This window comes from Kitasatospora sp. CM 4170 (genome assembly GCF_032110285.1).
GTDB classification, from domain to species: domain Bacteria; phylum Actinomycetota; class Actinomycetes; order Streptomycetales; family Streptomycetaceae; genus Kitasatospora; species Kitasatospora aburaviensis.
The window spans coordinates 3,903,940-3,918,076 of record NZ_CP134877.1; the positions used below are offsets into that span (position 1 = coordinate 3,903,940).

12 protein-coding genes are annotated in these 14,137 nt (G+C 71.3%); 7 read left to right on the forward strand and 5 right to left on the reverse strand.

Annotated features, from left to right (window positions below):
* The 4 genes from RMN57_RS16300 to RMN57_RS16315 all read right to left on the reverse strand — a co-directional run bounded on the left by RMN57_RS16300 (window position 1) and on the right by RMN57_RS16315 (window position 6,209).
* On the reverse strand, window positions 1–1,521 hold the full coding sequence (locus RMN57_RS16300; RefSeq protein WP_380235871.1) for an ABC transporter ATP-binding protein: 1,521 nt from the start codon (window positions 1,519–1,521) through the stop codon (window positions 1–3).
* Between the two features lie 327 nt (window positions 1,522–1,848).
* Window positions 1,849–2,904: a BMP family ABC transporter substrate-binding protein gene (locus RMN57_RS16305; RefSeq protein ID WP_313764114.1), complete on the reverse strand. Its 1,056-nt coding sequence runs from the start codon at window positions 2,902–2,904 to the stop codon at window positions 1,849–1,851.
* Window positions 2,905–3,174: 270 nt separating this feature from the next.
* Complete coding sequence (locus RMN57_RS16310) at window positions 3,175–4,428, reverse strand: amidohydrolase (RefSeq protein WP_313764115.1); 1,254 nt, start codon at window positions 4,426–4,428, stop codon at window positions 3,175–3,177.
* Between the two features lie 191 nt (window positions 4,429–4,619).
* Window positions 4,620–6,209 (reverse strand): methylmalonyl-CoA mutase family protein, encoded by a 1,590-nt coding sequence (locus RMN57_RS16315; protein WP_313764116.1) that lies wholly within the window; start codon window positions 6,207–6,209, stop codon window positions 4,620–4,622.
* Between the two features lie 139 nt (window positions 6,210–6,348).
* Between RMN57_RS16315 and RMN57_RS16320 the strand changes: the two genes are divergently transcribed.
* From RMN57_RS16320 to RMN57_RS16330, 3 genes are all read left to right on the forward strand, one after another.
* The gene (locus tag RMN57_RS16320; protein ID WP_313764117.1) at window positions 6,349–7,089 is read left to right on the forward strand and encodes an SDR family oxidoreductase; all 741 of its coding nucleotides are present in this window, start codon (window positions 6,349–6,351) and stop codon (window positions 7,087–7,089) included.
* Window positions 7,090–7,157: 68 nt separating this feature from the next.
* Window positions 7,158–8,828, forward strand: a complete 1,671-nt coding sequence (locus tag RMN57_RS16325) for an alpha/beta hydrolase (RefSeq protein WP_313764118.1) — start codon at window positions 7,158–7,160, stop codon at window positions 8,826–8,828.
* A 309-nt stretch (window positions 8,829–9,137) separates the two neighbouring features.
* On the forward strand, window positions 9,138–9,623 hold the full coding sequence (locus RMN57_RS16330; protein ID WP_313764119.1) for a 2-oxo-4-hydroxy-4-carboxy-5-ureidoimidazoline decarboxylase: 486 nt from the start codon (window positions 9,138–9,140) through the stop codon (window positions 9,621–9,623).
* 49 nt (window positions 9,624–9,672) lie between these two features.
* Here the strand turns inward: RMN57_RS16330 and RMN57_RS16335 are convergent, their stop codons facing one another.
* On the reverse strand, window positions 9,673–10,437 hold the full coding sequence (locus RMN57_RS16335; RefSeq protein WP_313764120.1) for a hypothetical protein: 765 nt from the start codon (window positions 10,435–10,437) through the stop codon (window positions 9,673–9,675).
* 255 nt (window positions 10,438–10,692) lie between these two features.
* Between RMN57_RS16335 and sdhC the strand changes: the two genes are divergently transcribed.
* The 4 genes from sdhC to RMN57_RS16355 are packed head-to-tail and all read left to right on the forward strand — an operon-like array spanning window position 10,693 to window position 14,120.
* The gene (sdhC, locus tag RMN57_RS16340) at window positions 10,693–11,073 is read left to right on the forward strand and encodes a succinate dehydrogenase, cytochrome b556 subunit (protein ID WP_238862918.1); all 381 of its coding nucleotides are present in this window, start codon (window positions 10,693–10,695) and stop codon (window positions 11,071–11,073) included.
* An 8-nt stretch (window positions 11,074–11,081) separates the two neighbouring features.
* Window positions 11,082–11,573 carry a succinate dehydrogenase hydrophobic membrane anchor subunit gene (locus RMN57_RS16345; protein WP_238862919.1) on the forward strand — a complete coding sequence of 164 codons (492 nt, stop codon included), beginning with the start codon at window positions 11,082–11,084 and terminating at the stop codon, window positions 11,571–11,573.
* A 31-nt stretch (window positions 11,574–11,604) separates the two neighbouring features.
* Complete coding sequence (gene sdhA, locus RMN57_RS16350) at window positions 11,605–13,347, forward strand: succinate dehydrogenase flavoprotein subunit (RefSeq protein ID WP_313764121.1); 1,743 nt, start codon at window positions 11,605–11,607, stop codon at window positions 13,345–13,347.
* The gene (locus RMN57_RS16355) at window positions 13,347–14,120 is read left to right on the forward strand and encodes a succinate dehydrogenase iron-sulfur subunit (RefSeq protein WP_313764122.1); all 774 of its coding nucleotides are present in this window, start codon (window positions 13,347–13,349) and stop codon (window positions 14,118–14,120) included. Before sdhA ends, RMN57_RS16355 begins: the two co-directional genes overlap by 1 nt.
* The last annotated feature ends 17 nt before the right edge of the window (window positions 14,121–14,137 follow it).

Genomic DNA, 14,137 nt, shown 5'->3' on the forward strand with positions numbered 1-14,137 from the left:
CTACTCCCCCGCCTGCGGGTCGTCGGCGGTGTCGGTGGGGGTGTCGGACGCTTCGGTGCCCTCGGCCAGCGTCGTGTGGAACTCCTCGACGGCCTCCGGCTCCGACTCGATGTGGCCGCGGGCCGCACCGGTCATCGCGGTGCCGAGGTCCTCGGCGGTCACGGTGGCCGGGTCGGCGTCGGCGACCAGGCGGCCGCGGTAGATCACCCGGATGGTGTCGGAGAGGCCGATCAGCTCGTCGAGGTCGGCGGAGATCAGCAGGACGGCGAGGCCGTCCCGCTGGGCGCGCCGGATGTGCTCCCAGATCTGCGCCTGCGCGCCGACGTCCACACCACGGGTGGGGTGGGCCGCGATCAGCAGCTTGGGTTCGTGGCTCATCTCGCGGCCGATGATCAGCTTCTGCTGGTTGCCGCCGGAGAGGGAGGCCGCGGTGACCTCGATGCCGGGGGTGCGGACGTCGTACTCCTCGACGATCCGCTGGGTGTCCTTGCGGGCGCCGGCCGGGTCGAGCAGCACGCCCCTGGAGTTCGGGGTCTCGGTGACGTGGCCGAGGATCCGGTTCTCCCAGAGCGGGGCCTCCAGCAGCAGGCCGTGCCGGTGGCGGTCCTCGGGGATGTAGCCGATGCCGGCCTCGCGGCGGGCGCGGGTCAGCGTGCCGGACAGGTCCTTGCCGTCCAGCGTGACGGTACCGGCGTCCAGCGGGAGCATGCCCATGATCGCCTCGACCAGCTCGGCCTGGCCGTTGCCCTCGACACCGGCGATCCCCAGGACCTCGCCCTTGTGGATGCGCAGCGAGATGTCGTCCAGCACCACGCGCTCGATGCCCTCGGCGTCGGTCTTGGCGATCCGCAGGCCCTGGACGTCGAGCATCTCGGTGGTGGTGACGGTGGACTCGCGGCTCTCCGGGGAGGGGAGCTCGGCGCCGACCATCAGCTCGGCGAGCTGGCGCGCGGTGACGCGCTTCGGGTCGGCGTCGCCGACGGTGGTGCCGCGCCGGATGACGCTGATCGCGTCGGCCACCGACAGCACCTCGTGCAGCTTGTGCGAGATGAAGATGACGGTGACGCCCTCGGCCTTGAGGTCGCGCAGGTTGTCGAAGAGTGCGTCGACCTCCTGCGGGACGAGCACGGCGGTCGGCTCGTCGAGGATCAGGATCCGGGCGCCGCGGTAGAGCACCTTGAGGATCTCGACGCGCTGGCGGTCGGCCACGCCCAGGTCCTCGACCAGGGCGTCCGGGCGGACGCCCAGGCCGTACTGGTCGGAGATCTCCTTGATCTTCGCCTTGGCCTTGGCCCCGATGCCGTGCATGTGCTCGCCGCCGAGGACGACGTTCTCCCAGACGGTCAGGTTGTCGGCCAGCATGAAGTGCTGGTGCACCATGCCGATGCCGCGCGCGATGGCGTCACCCGGGGTGTTGAACTCGCACTGCTCGCCGTTGATCGCGATGGTGCCCTCGTCCGGCTTCTGCATGCCGTAGAGGATCTTCATCAGCGTCGACTTGCCGGCGCCGTTCTCGCCCATGAGGGCGTGCACCGTACCGGTACGGACGGTCAGGTTGATGTCGTGGTTGGCCACGACACCGGGGAAGCGCTTGGTGATGCCGCGCAGTTCGACGGCCGGTGTCGCCGTCCCCGCGCTGGGGGTACCGCCCTGGTTCAGGGCGGGATCGGATGCGGTGATGGCGATCTCCTGGTGGTCTGGAGGCGCGACGTTGCGCTGGAGGGCCAAAAGAGAAAGGACGGGGCCCGGGGGTACGCACTGAGCGCACCCTTCCGGGCCCCTCCCTGATGCTGCGTCAATCATGGCGCTGCCGGACAGGTGGCAGCGGCAGCGACGTCCGGGCGCGCCTTACGGAGCGGTCGGGACGGTGGTGGCGCCGCTCTTGATCGCCGTGGCGGCGTCGTTGAGCTTGCCCTGGATGTCGTCGATCTTGCCGCCGGTGGTGGCGAGCGAGACACCGTCGGCCTTCAGGTCGAAGTTCTTCACGCCGGTGAAGACGGAGCCCTTCTTCGCCGAGTCGATGTAGGCGTAGACGGCCTTGTCGACGTTCTTGACCATGGAGGTCATGATGACGTTCTTGTACTTCGCCAGGGCCGGCTGGGCGGCCTGGTCGGAGTCGACGCCGATGGCCAGGGAGCCCGGCTTGTTGGAGACGGCCTCGATGGCGCCGTTACCGGAGGAGCCGGCCGCGGAGTAGATGACGTCCGCACCCTTGTCCAGCTGGCCCTGCGCGGCCTCCTTGCCCTTGTCGGGCGAGTTGAAGCCGGAGAAGTCCGGGGGCGTGGTCAGGTAGGTGGTCTCGATCTTGATGTTCGGGTCGACCGACTTCGCGCCGGCCGCGTAACCGGCCTCGAACTTCTTGATCAGCTCGGACTGCACACCACCGATGAAGCCGATGTGCTTGTTCTTGGACTTGAGGGCGGCGGCCACACCGGCCAGGTACGAGCCCTCCTGCTCCGAGAAGGTCAGCGAGGTGACGTTGCTCGGCTGGGTGTCGGAGGCCGAGTCGATGATCGCGAACTTGGTGTTCGGGTTCTCCTTGGCGACCTTCTCGACCGCGGCCTGGTACACGAAGCCGACCGCGATGATCGGGCTGTAGCCGGCGGTGACCAGGTTCTTGAGGCGGGTCTCCTTGTCGGCCTCGGCCTCGCCGGTCTTGGCGTCGGCCTCGGTGACGGTGACGCCGAGGTCGGCCTTGGCCTTGTCGAGGCCACGGGCGGCGGAGTCGTTGAACGACTGGTCGCCACGGCCGCCGATGTCGTAGGCCATACCGACCTTGAGGCCGCCCTCGGAGGAGCCGGAGGAAGCAGTGGTGTCGTTGCTCTTTGCGCCGCAAGCGGCGAGCGAGGCCATGCCCAGGGAACCCGAGAGCACGACCGCGGCGAGCTTAGTTGAACGGCGCAAGGGAATATCTCCTTCTCACACGCACCCGTTTAGCGTGGTCGGACGCCACCGTAACGCGCGTAGAACACGGTTGGGTTACGGGCCGCCGGAGCATTCGGGTTGTTATCAAACCGTGGTCTCACGGCTCACCCGACGCTCCTTTCCGGTACGCGAACAGTGCTTGGTACTGGCCCGGCCCAGTTTACGTAACCGGACATAAAGCCTGTATCGCGACAATCCGCCCCACGGCTTCCGCCGTCTCCGCCCCTCCCCGGCCCTCCCGGCCGCGGGCTACGACTCCGCCGGCGCCAGGGCCAGGGACGCGAACAGCTCCACGCCGATCCCGATCGCCCGCTCGTCCACGTCGAACCGGCCCTGGTGCAGGTCGCGGACCGAGGTGTCGCCGGGGCTGCGGACGCCGAGCCGGGCGAGGGCCCCGGGCGCGTGCTCCAGGTACCAGGAGAAGTCCTCGCCGCCGAGGCTCTGCTCGGTGTCCTCCACCACCTGGCGGCCGTCCCCTCCGAAGCGCGCCGTCATGGCCGCGTCCAGCAGCCCGACCGAGACCGCCTCGTTGACCACCGGCGGCACGCCGCGGTGGTAGTCGAGCGTCCACTTCGCCCGGTAGGTCTCGGCCAGCTTGGCGATCAGCTCGTGCAGCTGGTCCGGCGCCTCCTGCCACCCGGCCAGCTCCAGGCAGCGGACGGTGCCCTCCAGCTCCGCGTGCTGCGGGATCACGTTGGGGGCGGAGCCGGAGGCGATCCGGCCCCAGACCAGGCTCACGCCCCAGCGCGGGTCCATCCGGCGGGCCAGCACGGCCGGCAGGTCGGCGGCCATCCGGGCGATCGCGGTCACCAGGTCGGTGGTCAGGTGCGGGCGGGCGGTGTGGCCGCCGGGCCCGTCCAGGTGCAGCACCAGCCGGTCGCAGGCGGAGGTGATCGCCCCGGTCCGCAGCCCGATCCGCCCCACCTCCACCTTGGGGTCGCAGTGCACCGCGAAGATCCGGCCGACGCCGTCCATCCCGCCGGCGTTGATCACGTCCAGCGCCCCGCCCGGCATGACCTCCTCGGCCGGCTGGAAGACCAGCCGGACCGGGCGGCGCAGCTCGCCGGCGCGGGCGGCCTCGGCGAGCACCAGGGCGGTGCCCAGCACCACCGCGGTGTGCACGTCGTGGCCGCAGGCGTGGGCCCGGCCCGGAACGGTCGAGCGGTACGGCACCTCGGTCTTCGCGTCGTCGATCGGCAGTGCGTCGATGTCGGCGCGGAAGGCGAGGAACTCGGCGCCGCGCGGGGCGCCCGCGGGCACGATGTCCACGGTCATGCCGGTGCCGCCGGGCAGCACCCGGGGGGCGAGGCCGGCGGCCGTCAGCCGGTCGCGCAGCAGGCCGGTGGTGCGGAACTCCTGGCGCCCCAGCTCCGGGTGCCGGTGCAGATCGCGGCGGAAGGCGATCAGCTCGGGCTCCAGCGCCGCGATCCGGCCGCGCAGGTCGGCGGCGGGGCGGGCAGCGGTGAGCGTGACGGCCGGCTGGGCGGACTCAGGACGGTTCATCTCAACAAGAGTAGGCCTGTTGGGGGGATTTGGCCCGACTTCCCGAAAAGAAGTCCCCGGATGGGCGCATACCGGCCGAGCAGGTGGGTATGACATCTCGTTTCAGCCGCCTTCCCCGTGTTGCCTGCACTGTGCAACGACCGCCCGCCCCGGCGGTCACGGCCCCACCCGCTCGGCGGATTGACGCGCCCTCAGAAGCGCTCGACGGGGGTGTGCGTCCCCCACACCCGGCGCAGCGCGTCGCAGACCTCGCCGAGGGTGGCCCTGGCGGCCAGCGCCTCCTTCATCGGGTACAGCACGTTGTCCCGCCCCTCGGCGGCACGGCTCAGGGCGCCCAGCGCGCGGTTCACCGCGGACACGTCGCGGGCGGCCCGCAGCCGGGCCAGCCGCTCGGCCTGCTGCGCCTCGATCGCCGGGTCCACCCGCAGCGGCTGGTACGGCTCCTCGGCGTCCAGCCGGAAGCGGTTGACGCCGACGACGGTCCGCTCGCCGGCGTCGGTCTCCTGCTGGACGCGGTAGGCCGTGCGCTCGATCTCGGCCTTCTGGTGGCCGGCCTCGATCGCCGCCACCGCGCCGCCGAGGTCCTCCACCCGGTCCATCAGCGCGAGCGCGGCGGCCTCCACCTCGTCGGTCAGCGACTCGACGACGTACGAGCCGGCGAACGGGTCGACGGTGGCGGTGACGTCCGTCTCGTAGGCGAGCACCTGCTGGGTGCGCAGCGCGAGCCGGGCCGCCTTCTCGGTGGGGAGCGCGATCGCCTCGTCGAAGCTGTTGGTGTGCAGCGACTGGGTGCCGCCGAGAACCGCCGCCAGCGCCTGCACCGAGACCCGGACCAGGTTGACCTCGGGCTGCTGCGCGGTGAGCTGCACCCCGGCGGTCTGGGTGTGGAAGCGGAGCATCTGCGACTTCGGGTCCCGCGCGCCGAACCGCTCGCGCATGACCCGGGCCCAGATCCGGCGGGCGGCCCGGAACTTGGCCACCTCCTCCAGCAGCGTGGTGCGGGCGACGAAGAAGAAGGAGAGCCGGGGCGCGAAGTCGTCCACCGCCATGCCGGCCGCCACCGCGGTGCGCACGTACTCGATGCCGTTGGCGAGGGTGAAGGCGATCTCCTGCGCGGGGTCCGCCCCGGCCTCGGCCATGTGGTAGCCGGAGATCGAGATGGTGTTCCAGCGCGGGACCTCGGCCCGGCAGTACCGGAAGACGTCCGCGACCAGCCGCAGCGAGGGCTTCGGCGGGAAGATGTAGGTGCCGCGGGCGATGTACTCCTTCAGCACGTCGTTCTGGACGGTGCCGGTCAGCCGGGCGGCGGGCACGCCCTGGGCCTCCCCGACCAGCTGGTACAGGAGCAGCAGCAGGGCGGCCGGGGCGTTGATGGTCATCGAGGTGGAGACCTCGCCCAGCGGGATGCCGTCGAACAGCACGCCCATGTCCTCGACGCTGTCGACCGCCACCCCGACCTTGCCGACCTCGCCGGCCGCGAGCGGGGCGTCCGAGTCGTATCCCATCTGGGTGGGCAGGTCGAAGGCGACCGAGAGGCCGGTGCCGCCGCCGGCGATCAGCTGCCGGTAGCGGGCGTTGGACTCGGCGGCGGTCCCGAAGCCGGCGTACTGGCGCATGGTCCACGGCCGGCCGGTGTACATCGTCGGGTAGACGCCGCGGGTGTACGGGTACTCCCCGGGCCTGCCCAGGCGCTCCCCGGGGTCCCAGCCGGCCAGGGCCTCGGGGCCGTACAGCGGCTCGACGGGGAAGCCCGACTCGGTGCGGCGCGGCTCGGCTGCCATGGTGTCCTCCGCGGGGTCGGCGGAACGGTGCACTGGTACCCGCAATGTAGTGGGGCGGGCGGGCGCGGGCGCGGACGACACCATTGAGATGATCGGGTCAGCGACCGAAGTGCTTCCACGAATGACCCAGGGAGTGGCAATGACCGAGCAGAAGGTGGCCGTGGTCACCGGTGCCAGCAGCGGAATCGGCGCGGCGACCGCCCGCCGGCTCGCCGAGGAGGGCTTCGAGGTGGTGCTGACCGCCCGGCGGAGCGACCGGATCGAGGCGCTGGCGAAGGAGATCGGCGGGCGCGCCCACACCCTGGACGTGACCGACCGGGCCGCGGTGGACGCGTTCGCGGCCGGCGTCGGCCGGGTGGACGTCCTGGTCAACAACGCCGGCGGGGCGATCGGCGCGGAGACGGTGGAGAGCGGCGACCCGGCCGACTGGCTGGCGATGTACCAGGTGAACGTCCTCGGCGTGCTGCACATGACGCAGGCGCTGCTGCCGGCGCTGCGGGCGAGCGGCGACGGCACCGTGCTGCTGATGTCCTCCACCGCGGCGCTGGCCGCGTACGAGGGCGGCGGCGGCTACGTTGCGGCCAAGCACGCGGCGCACACCATCGCCGCGACGCTGCGGCTGGAGCTGTGCGGGGAGCCGATCCGGGTGATCGAGATCGCTCCGGGCATGGTGAAGTCCGAGGGCTTCGCCGTCACCCGGTTCCGCGGCGACGAGGAGAAGGCGGCCGCCGTCTACGCGGGCGTGGCCGAGCCGCTGACCTCGGAGGACGTCGCGGACACCGTCGCCTGGACGGTCACCCGGCCCCCGCACGTCAACATCGACCTGCTGGTGGTCCGCCCGCGCGCCCAGGCCGCCAACCACAAGGTCCACCGCGCCTGACCGCCCCGGGGCGGGCGGACCGAAGGGCCAAGATCGAACACGTCACCCGGCAGTGGTACACACGTGCGATGACATCTCTTCGGGCCGCCCGCCCGCGGCTGCTGCTGGCCGCACTGGCGACCGGCACCCTGCTCCTCACCTCGGCCTGCAACGACGGCGCCGGGCCCGCCCAGGACCGGGCCGCCGGGACCACCCCGGCCACCGCCGCCCGCTCGGCCGCCCCGACCGCGACGACGACCCCGGCCCAGACCCCGACGCCGCAGCCGGCCGGCGCGGACGACCCCGCGCTCAAGCCCTTCTACGGCCAGCAGATCTCCTGGGCCGCCTGCCCGGCGGACCCCAGGGCCGCCAAGGCCAAGATCGACACGTCCGGGATGCTCTGCGGCAAGCTGCACGTCCCGCTCGACTACGCCCACCCCGCCGCGGACGCCCTGGACCTCGCACTGATCAAGCTGCCGGCCGCCAAGCCGGACCAGAAGCTCGGCTCGCTGATGGTCAACCCCGGCGGCCCCGGCGGCTCCGGCATCGAGATGGTCAAGTACGGCGCCAAGGAGTACGACGGCGTCCTGCACAACCGCTTCGACGTGATCGGCTTCGACCCGCGCGGCACCGGCGAGAGCTCGCCCGTCGTCTGCTACGACGACAAGCAGCACGAGGAGTCCAACCAGCGCGACACCCCGCTGGAGCCGGCCGCCCGCAAGGCCCGGCACGTCAAGGCCGCCACCGAGCACGCAGCGGCCTGCCAGGCCAGGTCCGGCAAGCTGCTGCCCTTCGTCGGCACCCGCAACACCGCCCGCGACCTGGACGTGCTGCGCGCCGCCGTCGGCGACGGGAAGCTCAACTACCTCGGCATCTCCTACGGCACCTACCTCGGCGCGCTCTACGCCGAGGAGTTCCCGAAGAACACCGGGCGGCTGATCCTCGACGGCGCCGTCGACCCCGCCCAGGACCGCCTGGACCACGGCATCGACCAGCAGGTCGCCTTCGAGAAGGCCTTCCGGCGCTTCGCCGCGGACTGCGTCGAGAACCACCCCGAGGACTGCCCGCTGGGCAAGGACCCGGACCAGGCCGCCAAGAAGGCCGCCGACTTCCTGGACGGCCTGTACGAGCACCCGCTCACCGCCGAGGACGGCCGCAGGCTCAACCGCGACCTGGGCTGGACCGGGGCCGTCTCGATGCTCTACGGCGACGAGAAGACCTACTGGAAGGCGCTGCGGATCGCCCTCGGCTGGGCGATGAAGGGGAACAAGCCCGACTACCTGCTGGCCTTCGCCGACGAGTACAACGGCCGCGACGAGGACGGCCACTACAGCCCGATGGAGGAGGCCAACGGCGCGATCAGCTGCGCCGACACCTCCCGCCCGGCGCCGACCCCCGAGCGCGCCCGGCAGGCGGTGGCCCGGCTCCAGGCCGAGGCCCCGCTGCTCTCCAAGGGCGTCACGGTCGAGGACTACGACGAGCCCTCGTGCGCCTACTGGCCGTTCAAGACCACCGAGAAGCCGCACGCCGTCCGCGCGGAGGGCGCCGCTCCGATCCTGGTGGTCGGCACCACCGGGGACCCGGCCACCCCGTACGCCTCGGCCGAGGCGCTGACCAAGGGCTTCGCGAACGCCACCCTGCTGACCCGGGTGGGCGAGGGCCACGGCGCCTTCGGCAAGGGCAACGGCTGCATCGACGCCGCGCTGGAGGCGTACCTCGTCGACGGCACCCTGCCGGCCGCCGGGACCCGGTGCTCCTGAGGGGGCCGAGGTGCCCGGGGGTGCGGAGTATTAGCAGATGAAGGCGGGGAGGGCGCTGACAGCGAGGTGTCAACGTCACAACTTGATAGCTCGATCGGATGAATTCCGCGCGCGCTCTCCCCAACTGATGACCGCTCAACTACCGTTGAGCCGCTGCCCGGCGGGCGCTGGACGCCACGCCGCAGCCCCATACTTCATCTGCCCCACCCCTTCCCACCGGCACCTTCCCGCCCTCACGAGGAGGACCCGCTGGCCAGCGACATCCCGCCGCAGCGGCTCGATCCACGCTCCGAGCCGACCCTCCTCGGGTTGCACCGCTTCAACGAGGCCGACGCCGGCGCCGCCGAGGAGGCCCTCCTCGCCTGCTGCGGCAGCCACCGCTGGGCGCTGCGCCTCACCGCGCACCGGCCCTACCCCGACATAGAGTCCCTGCTGGCCGCCGCCAGTGAGGCCTCCTACGACCTGCGTCCGGCCGACCTGGCCGAGGCGCTGGCGGACGAGAGCTGGATGCCGCAGCCGCTCCTCGGCATGCGCGCTCCGGGCAGCCAGGCCGCCCACACCGCCCTGCGCGCGGCCCACGCCGCGTACGAGGCCCGGTTCGGGCACGTCTTCGTGGTCTGCCTGGAGGGCGTCGCCCCCGAGGAGATGCTCGACACCGTCCTCGAATCGATCCGCACCCGGCTCACCAACGACCCGGACGAGGAGCGGCTGATCGCGGCCGACGAGCTGCGGCGGATCGCCCTCACCCGCCTGGAGCACCTGGTCGCCACCCACTCCGGGGCCGCGGCCCGCTGAACCGGGGCCGCAGCACGCCCCACGGCACCCCGCCCCACCGCAGCGCGCCTCACCGCGCCGTCTGCGCGGCGCGGAGCTTGGCCGCCTGCTGCCGGACGATCCGCTCGTCCGGCGCGGCGGCCGGCCTCGCGCCGACGCCGACGGTCGTGAAGACCGCCAGCACCTGGCCGACCCGGACCACCACCGCGCGCTGCGAGAGCACGACCGAGCCCGATTCATTCGTCAGGGTGAACCCGGTCGCCGCGTCCACTCCCCCGGGCGTGGGCGTGTCGTCCCGGATCAGCCGGTGCCTGGTCCGCACCGCCTTCCGCGACCGGTCCGACGGCGGGGGCGGCGCCGTGGAGGAGAAGGAGGCGCACGGACCGAACAGCTTCTCCAGCTCGGACTGCAGCCGCGCCGCCCGGCCGGGCCGGTAGCCCAGCAGCCCGCCGTACACCCCGCCCTCCGGGTCGGCCGCCCGCGCCACGCTCAGACCGGTCTCCGCGTACGGGCCCTCCGGGCCCCGCGAGGGGGAGGCGCCGGCGGCCGCGGCCGCCGGGGTCACCGCGTCCAGCAGCGGCTGGCAGGCCGGCACGTCGGAGACCTCCCGCGCCCCGCCGGAGCCGGTCTCCCCGTGGCCCGGGGTCATCACCGTCACCGTGTACCCGGGCCCGAGGTCGGCGTCGGCCACCGCGGCCGCCCGCAGTTCCCCCGCGGACAGCTCGTGCGTCGGCCCGGCCCGGTCGGCCGAGCCGCCGACCGTGGTGCAGCCCGCCGCGAGCGCCAGCACGAGGACGGCGGCGGGGGCGAGGGGGCGGGGCGGGCGGAGCGGCACGGCGGCCTCGGCAGGGTGTCGGCGCGGACGGCGGGCGGCCACCGTAGCGCAACCGGCCGGTGACCCTGCGTGCCGAATCAGGGCGGAGTTCCCGGCAGACTAGGCCAGTCGTGCCTGATTGATCACACCTCGGGCCCCCGGAGGCGGTTACCGAGAAGGCGTCGATAGGATGCTCGCGGCCGGTGGACCGTACCCGGCCGGGCTGACCGACACCGAAGCCGGCCGAGCCCCCAATCGCTTCCGGAGGGTTTTTCCGTGCCGGCTGGAACGCTGTACCGCGGCCGGGAAGGCATGTGGAGCTGGGTGGCTCATCGAGTCACCGGCGTCCTCATCTTCTTCTTCCTGTTCGCCCATGTCCTGGACACCGCACTGGTGCGAGTGTCGCCCGAGGATTACGACACCGTCATTCAGACGTACAAGACGCCGCTGGTGAACCTGATGGAGTACGGCCTGGTGGCCGCCATCCTGTTCCACGCCCTCAACGGCCTGCGCGTCGTCGCCGTCGACTTCTGGTCGAAGGGCCCGAAGTACCAGAAGCAGATGCTCTGGAGCGTGGTGGGGGTGTGGGTCGTCCTCATGGCCGGCGCCTTCTACCCGATCCTTCAGCACACGCTGACCTCCTGGTTCGGGAAGTGATCTGAGACATGTCCACGGAAATCTCCGACGCCCTGGTCGTCCCCTCCGCCCAGGCGCACACCGGCAAGGGCCTCGGCACCGGCAACCCGGCCGACGCGTTCGTGATCGAGCCGGCCCGGCAGCGGACCAAGAAGACCCCGCGCCGCACCCGCACCAACTTCGAGATGCTGGCCTGGCTCTTCATGCGCCTGTCCGGCATCGTCCTCGTGGTGCTGATCCTCGGCCACCTGCTGATCATGCTGGTGCTCGACGGCGGCGTCTCCCGGATCGGCTTCGCCTTCGTGGCCGGCCGCTGGGCCTCGCCGTTCTGGCAGGGCTGGGACCTCCTGATGCTCTGGCTCGCCATGCTGCACGGCGCCAACGGCATGCGGACGGTCATCAACGACTACGCCGAGAAGGACTCCACCCGGCTCTGGCTGAAGGGCCTCATGGGCGCCGCCACGGTCTTCACCGTGCTGCTCGGCACCCTGGTCATCTTCACCTTCGACCCGAACATCTAATCGGCAGAGGCCAGAGGCGAGTTAGAACCCCATGCAGATTCACCAGTACGACACCGTCATCGTCGGGGCCGGTGGCGCCGGCATGCGCGCGGCCATCGAGTCGACCCAGCGCACCCGCACCGCGGTGCTCACCAAGCTGTACCCGACCCGGTCCCACACCGGCGCGGCCCAGGGCGGCATGTGCGCCGCCCTCGCCAACGTCGAGGAGGACAACTGGGAGTGGCACACCTTCGACACGGTCAAGGGTGGTGACTACCTGGTCGACCAGGACGCCGCCGAGATCATGTGCAAGGAGGCCATCGACGCCGTCCTCGACCTGGAGAAGATGGGCCTGCCCTTCTCCCGCACCGAGCAGGGCCGGATCGACCAGCGCCGCTTCGGCGGCCACTCCCGCAACCACGGCGAGGCCCCGGTCCGCCGTTCCTGCTACGCGGCCGACCGCACCGGCCACATGATCCTCCAGACGCTGTTCCAGAACTGCGTCAAGCACGGCGTCGAGTTCTTCAACGAGTTCTACGTCCTGGACCTGCTGATCAACGACGGCAAGACGGCCGGCGTCGTGGCCTACGAGCTGGCCACCGGCGAGATCCACGTCTTCCAGGCCAAGTCGGTCGTGTTCGCCTCCGGCGGCACCGGCAAGTTCTTCAAGGTCTCCTCCAACGCCCACACCCTCACCGGTGACGGCCAGGCCCTGGTCTACCGCCGCGGCCTGCCGCTGGAGGACATGGAGTTCTTCCAGTTCCACCCGACGGGCATCTGGCGCATGGGCATCCTGCTCACCGAGGGCGCCCGCGGCGAGGGCGGCATCCTGCGCAACAAGGACGGCGAGCGCTTCATGGAGCGCTACGCCCCCGTCATGAAGGACCTCGCGTCCCGTGACGTCTGCTCCCGCGCGATCTACACCGAGATCCGCGAGGGTCGCGGCTGCGGTCCGGACGGCGACCACGTCTACCTGGACCTCACCCACCTGCCGCCGGAGCAGCTGGACGCCAAGCTGCCGGACATCACCGAGTTCGCGCGCACCTACCTCGGCATCGAGCCCTACACGGACCCGATCCCGATCCAGCCCACCGCGCACTACGCCATGGGCGGCATCCCGACCAACGTCGAGGGTGAGGTCCTGCGCAACAACACCGACATCGTCCCGGGCCTGTACGCGGCCGGCGAGGTCGCCTGCGTGTCCGTGCACGGCGCCAACCGCCTGGGCACCAACTCGCTGCTGGACATCAACGTGTTCGGCCGTCGCGCGGGCATCGCCGCCGCCGACTTCGCCAACGCGAACGACTTCGTCGAGCTGCCCGAGAACCCGGCCGAGAAGGTAGAGGCCCTGGTCGACGGCCTGCGCGAGTCCACCGGCACCGAGTCCGTGGCGCAGATCCGCAAGGAGCTGCAGGAGACCATGGACGCCAACGCGATGGTGTACCGCACCGGCGCCACCCTGAAGCAGGCGGTCGAGGACATCGCCGCGCTGAAGGAGCGCTACAAGAACGTCGCGATCCAGGACAAGGGCTTCCGTTACAACACGGACCTGCTGGAGGCCGTCGAGCTGGGCAACCTGCTCGACCTGGCCGAGGTGCTGGCGGTCTCCGCGCTCGCCCGCGAGGAGTCCCGTGGCGGCCACTACCGCGAGGACTTCCCGACGCGTGACGACGTGAAGTTCATGCAGCACACCATGGCGTACCAGGAGGTTGCCGAGGACGGCACCACCTCCATCCGCCTCGACTACAAGCCGGTCGTCACGACCCGCTACCAGCCGATGGAGCGTAAGTACTGATGAGCACTCCGACCGTGGAGAAGCACTCGGCCGCTCTGGACGCGGCCGAGGCGGGTGCCGTCCAGCTGATCACCGTCACCTTCCGGATCCGCCGGTTCAACCCGGAGGAGCACCCGGACCCGGTGTGGGTCGACTACCAGCTGGAGATGGACCCGAAGGAGCGCGTCCTGGACGCGCTCAACAAGATCAAGTGGGAGCAGGACGGCACCCTCACCTACCGCCGTTCCTGCGCGCACGGCATCTGCGGCTCCGACGCCATGCGGATCAACGGCCGCAACCGGCTGGCGTGCAAGACCCTGATCAAGGACGTCAACCCGGAGAAGCCGATCACGATCGAGGCCATCAAGGGCCTGACGGTCCTCAAGGACCTGGTCGTGGACATGGACCCGTTCTTCCAGGCGTACAAGGACGTCATGCCGTTCCTCATCACCAAGGGGAACGACCCGACCCGCGAGCGCCTGCAGTCCGCCGAGGACCGCGAGCGCTTCGACGACACCACCAAGTGCATCCTGTGCGCCGCGTGCACGTCGTCCTGCCCGGTCTTCTGGAACGACGGCCAGTACTTCGGCCCGGCCGCGATCGTCAACGCGCACCGCTTCATCTTCGACTCGCGCGACGAGGGTGCGGAGCAGCGGCTGGAGGTCCTGAACGACCGCGAGGGTGTCTGGCGCTGCCGGACCACCTTCAACTGCTCGGAGGCCTGCCCGCGTGGCATCGAGGTCACCAAGGCGATCCAGGAAGTGAAGCGGGCGCTGGTCACCCGCCGCTTCTGATCCCGGCCTGACACGAC

Coding starts and splice junctions, on each gene's coding strand:
- RMN57_RS16315 (WP_313764116.1), bottom strand. CDS start 6,209: ATGGCAGCCGAGCCGCGCCGCACCGAGTCGGGCTTCCCCGTCGAGCCG.
- RMN57_RS16300 (WP_380235871.1), bottom strand. CDS start 1,521: ATGGGCGAGAACGGCGCCGGCAAGTCGACGCTGATGAAGATCCTCTAC.
- RMN57_RS16310 (WP_313764115.1), bottom strand. CDS start 4,428: ATGAACCGTCCTGAGTCCGCCCAGCCGGCCGTCACGCTCACCGCTGCC.
- sdhA (WP_313764121.1), top strand. CDS start 11,605: ATGCAGATTCACCAGTACGACACCGTCATCGTCGGGGCCGGTGGCGCC.
- RMN57_RS16355 (WP_313764122.1), top strand. CDS start 13,347: ATGAGCACTCCGACCGTGGAGAAGCACTCGGCCGCTCTGGACGCGGCC.
- RMN57_RS16345 (WP_238862919.1), top strand. CDS start 11,082: ATGTCCACGGAAATCTCCGACGCCCTGGTCGTCCCCTCCGCCCAGGCG.
- RMN57_RS16325 (WP_313764118.1), top strand. CDS start 7,158: ATGACATCTCTTCGGGCCGCCCGCCCGCGGCTGCTGCTGGCCGCACTG.
- RMN57_RS16320 (WP_313764117.1), top strand. CDS start 6,349: ATGACCGAGCAGAAGGTGGCCGTGGTCACCGGTGCCAGCAGCGGAATC.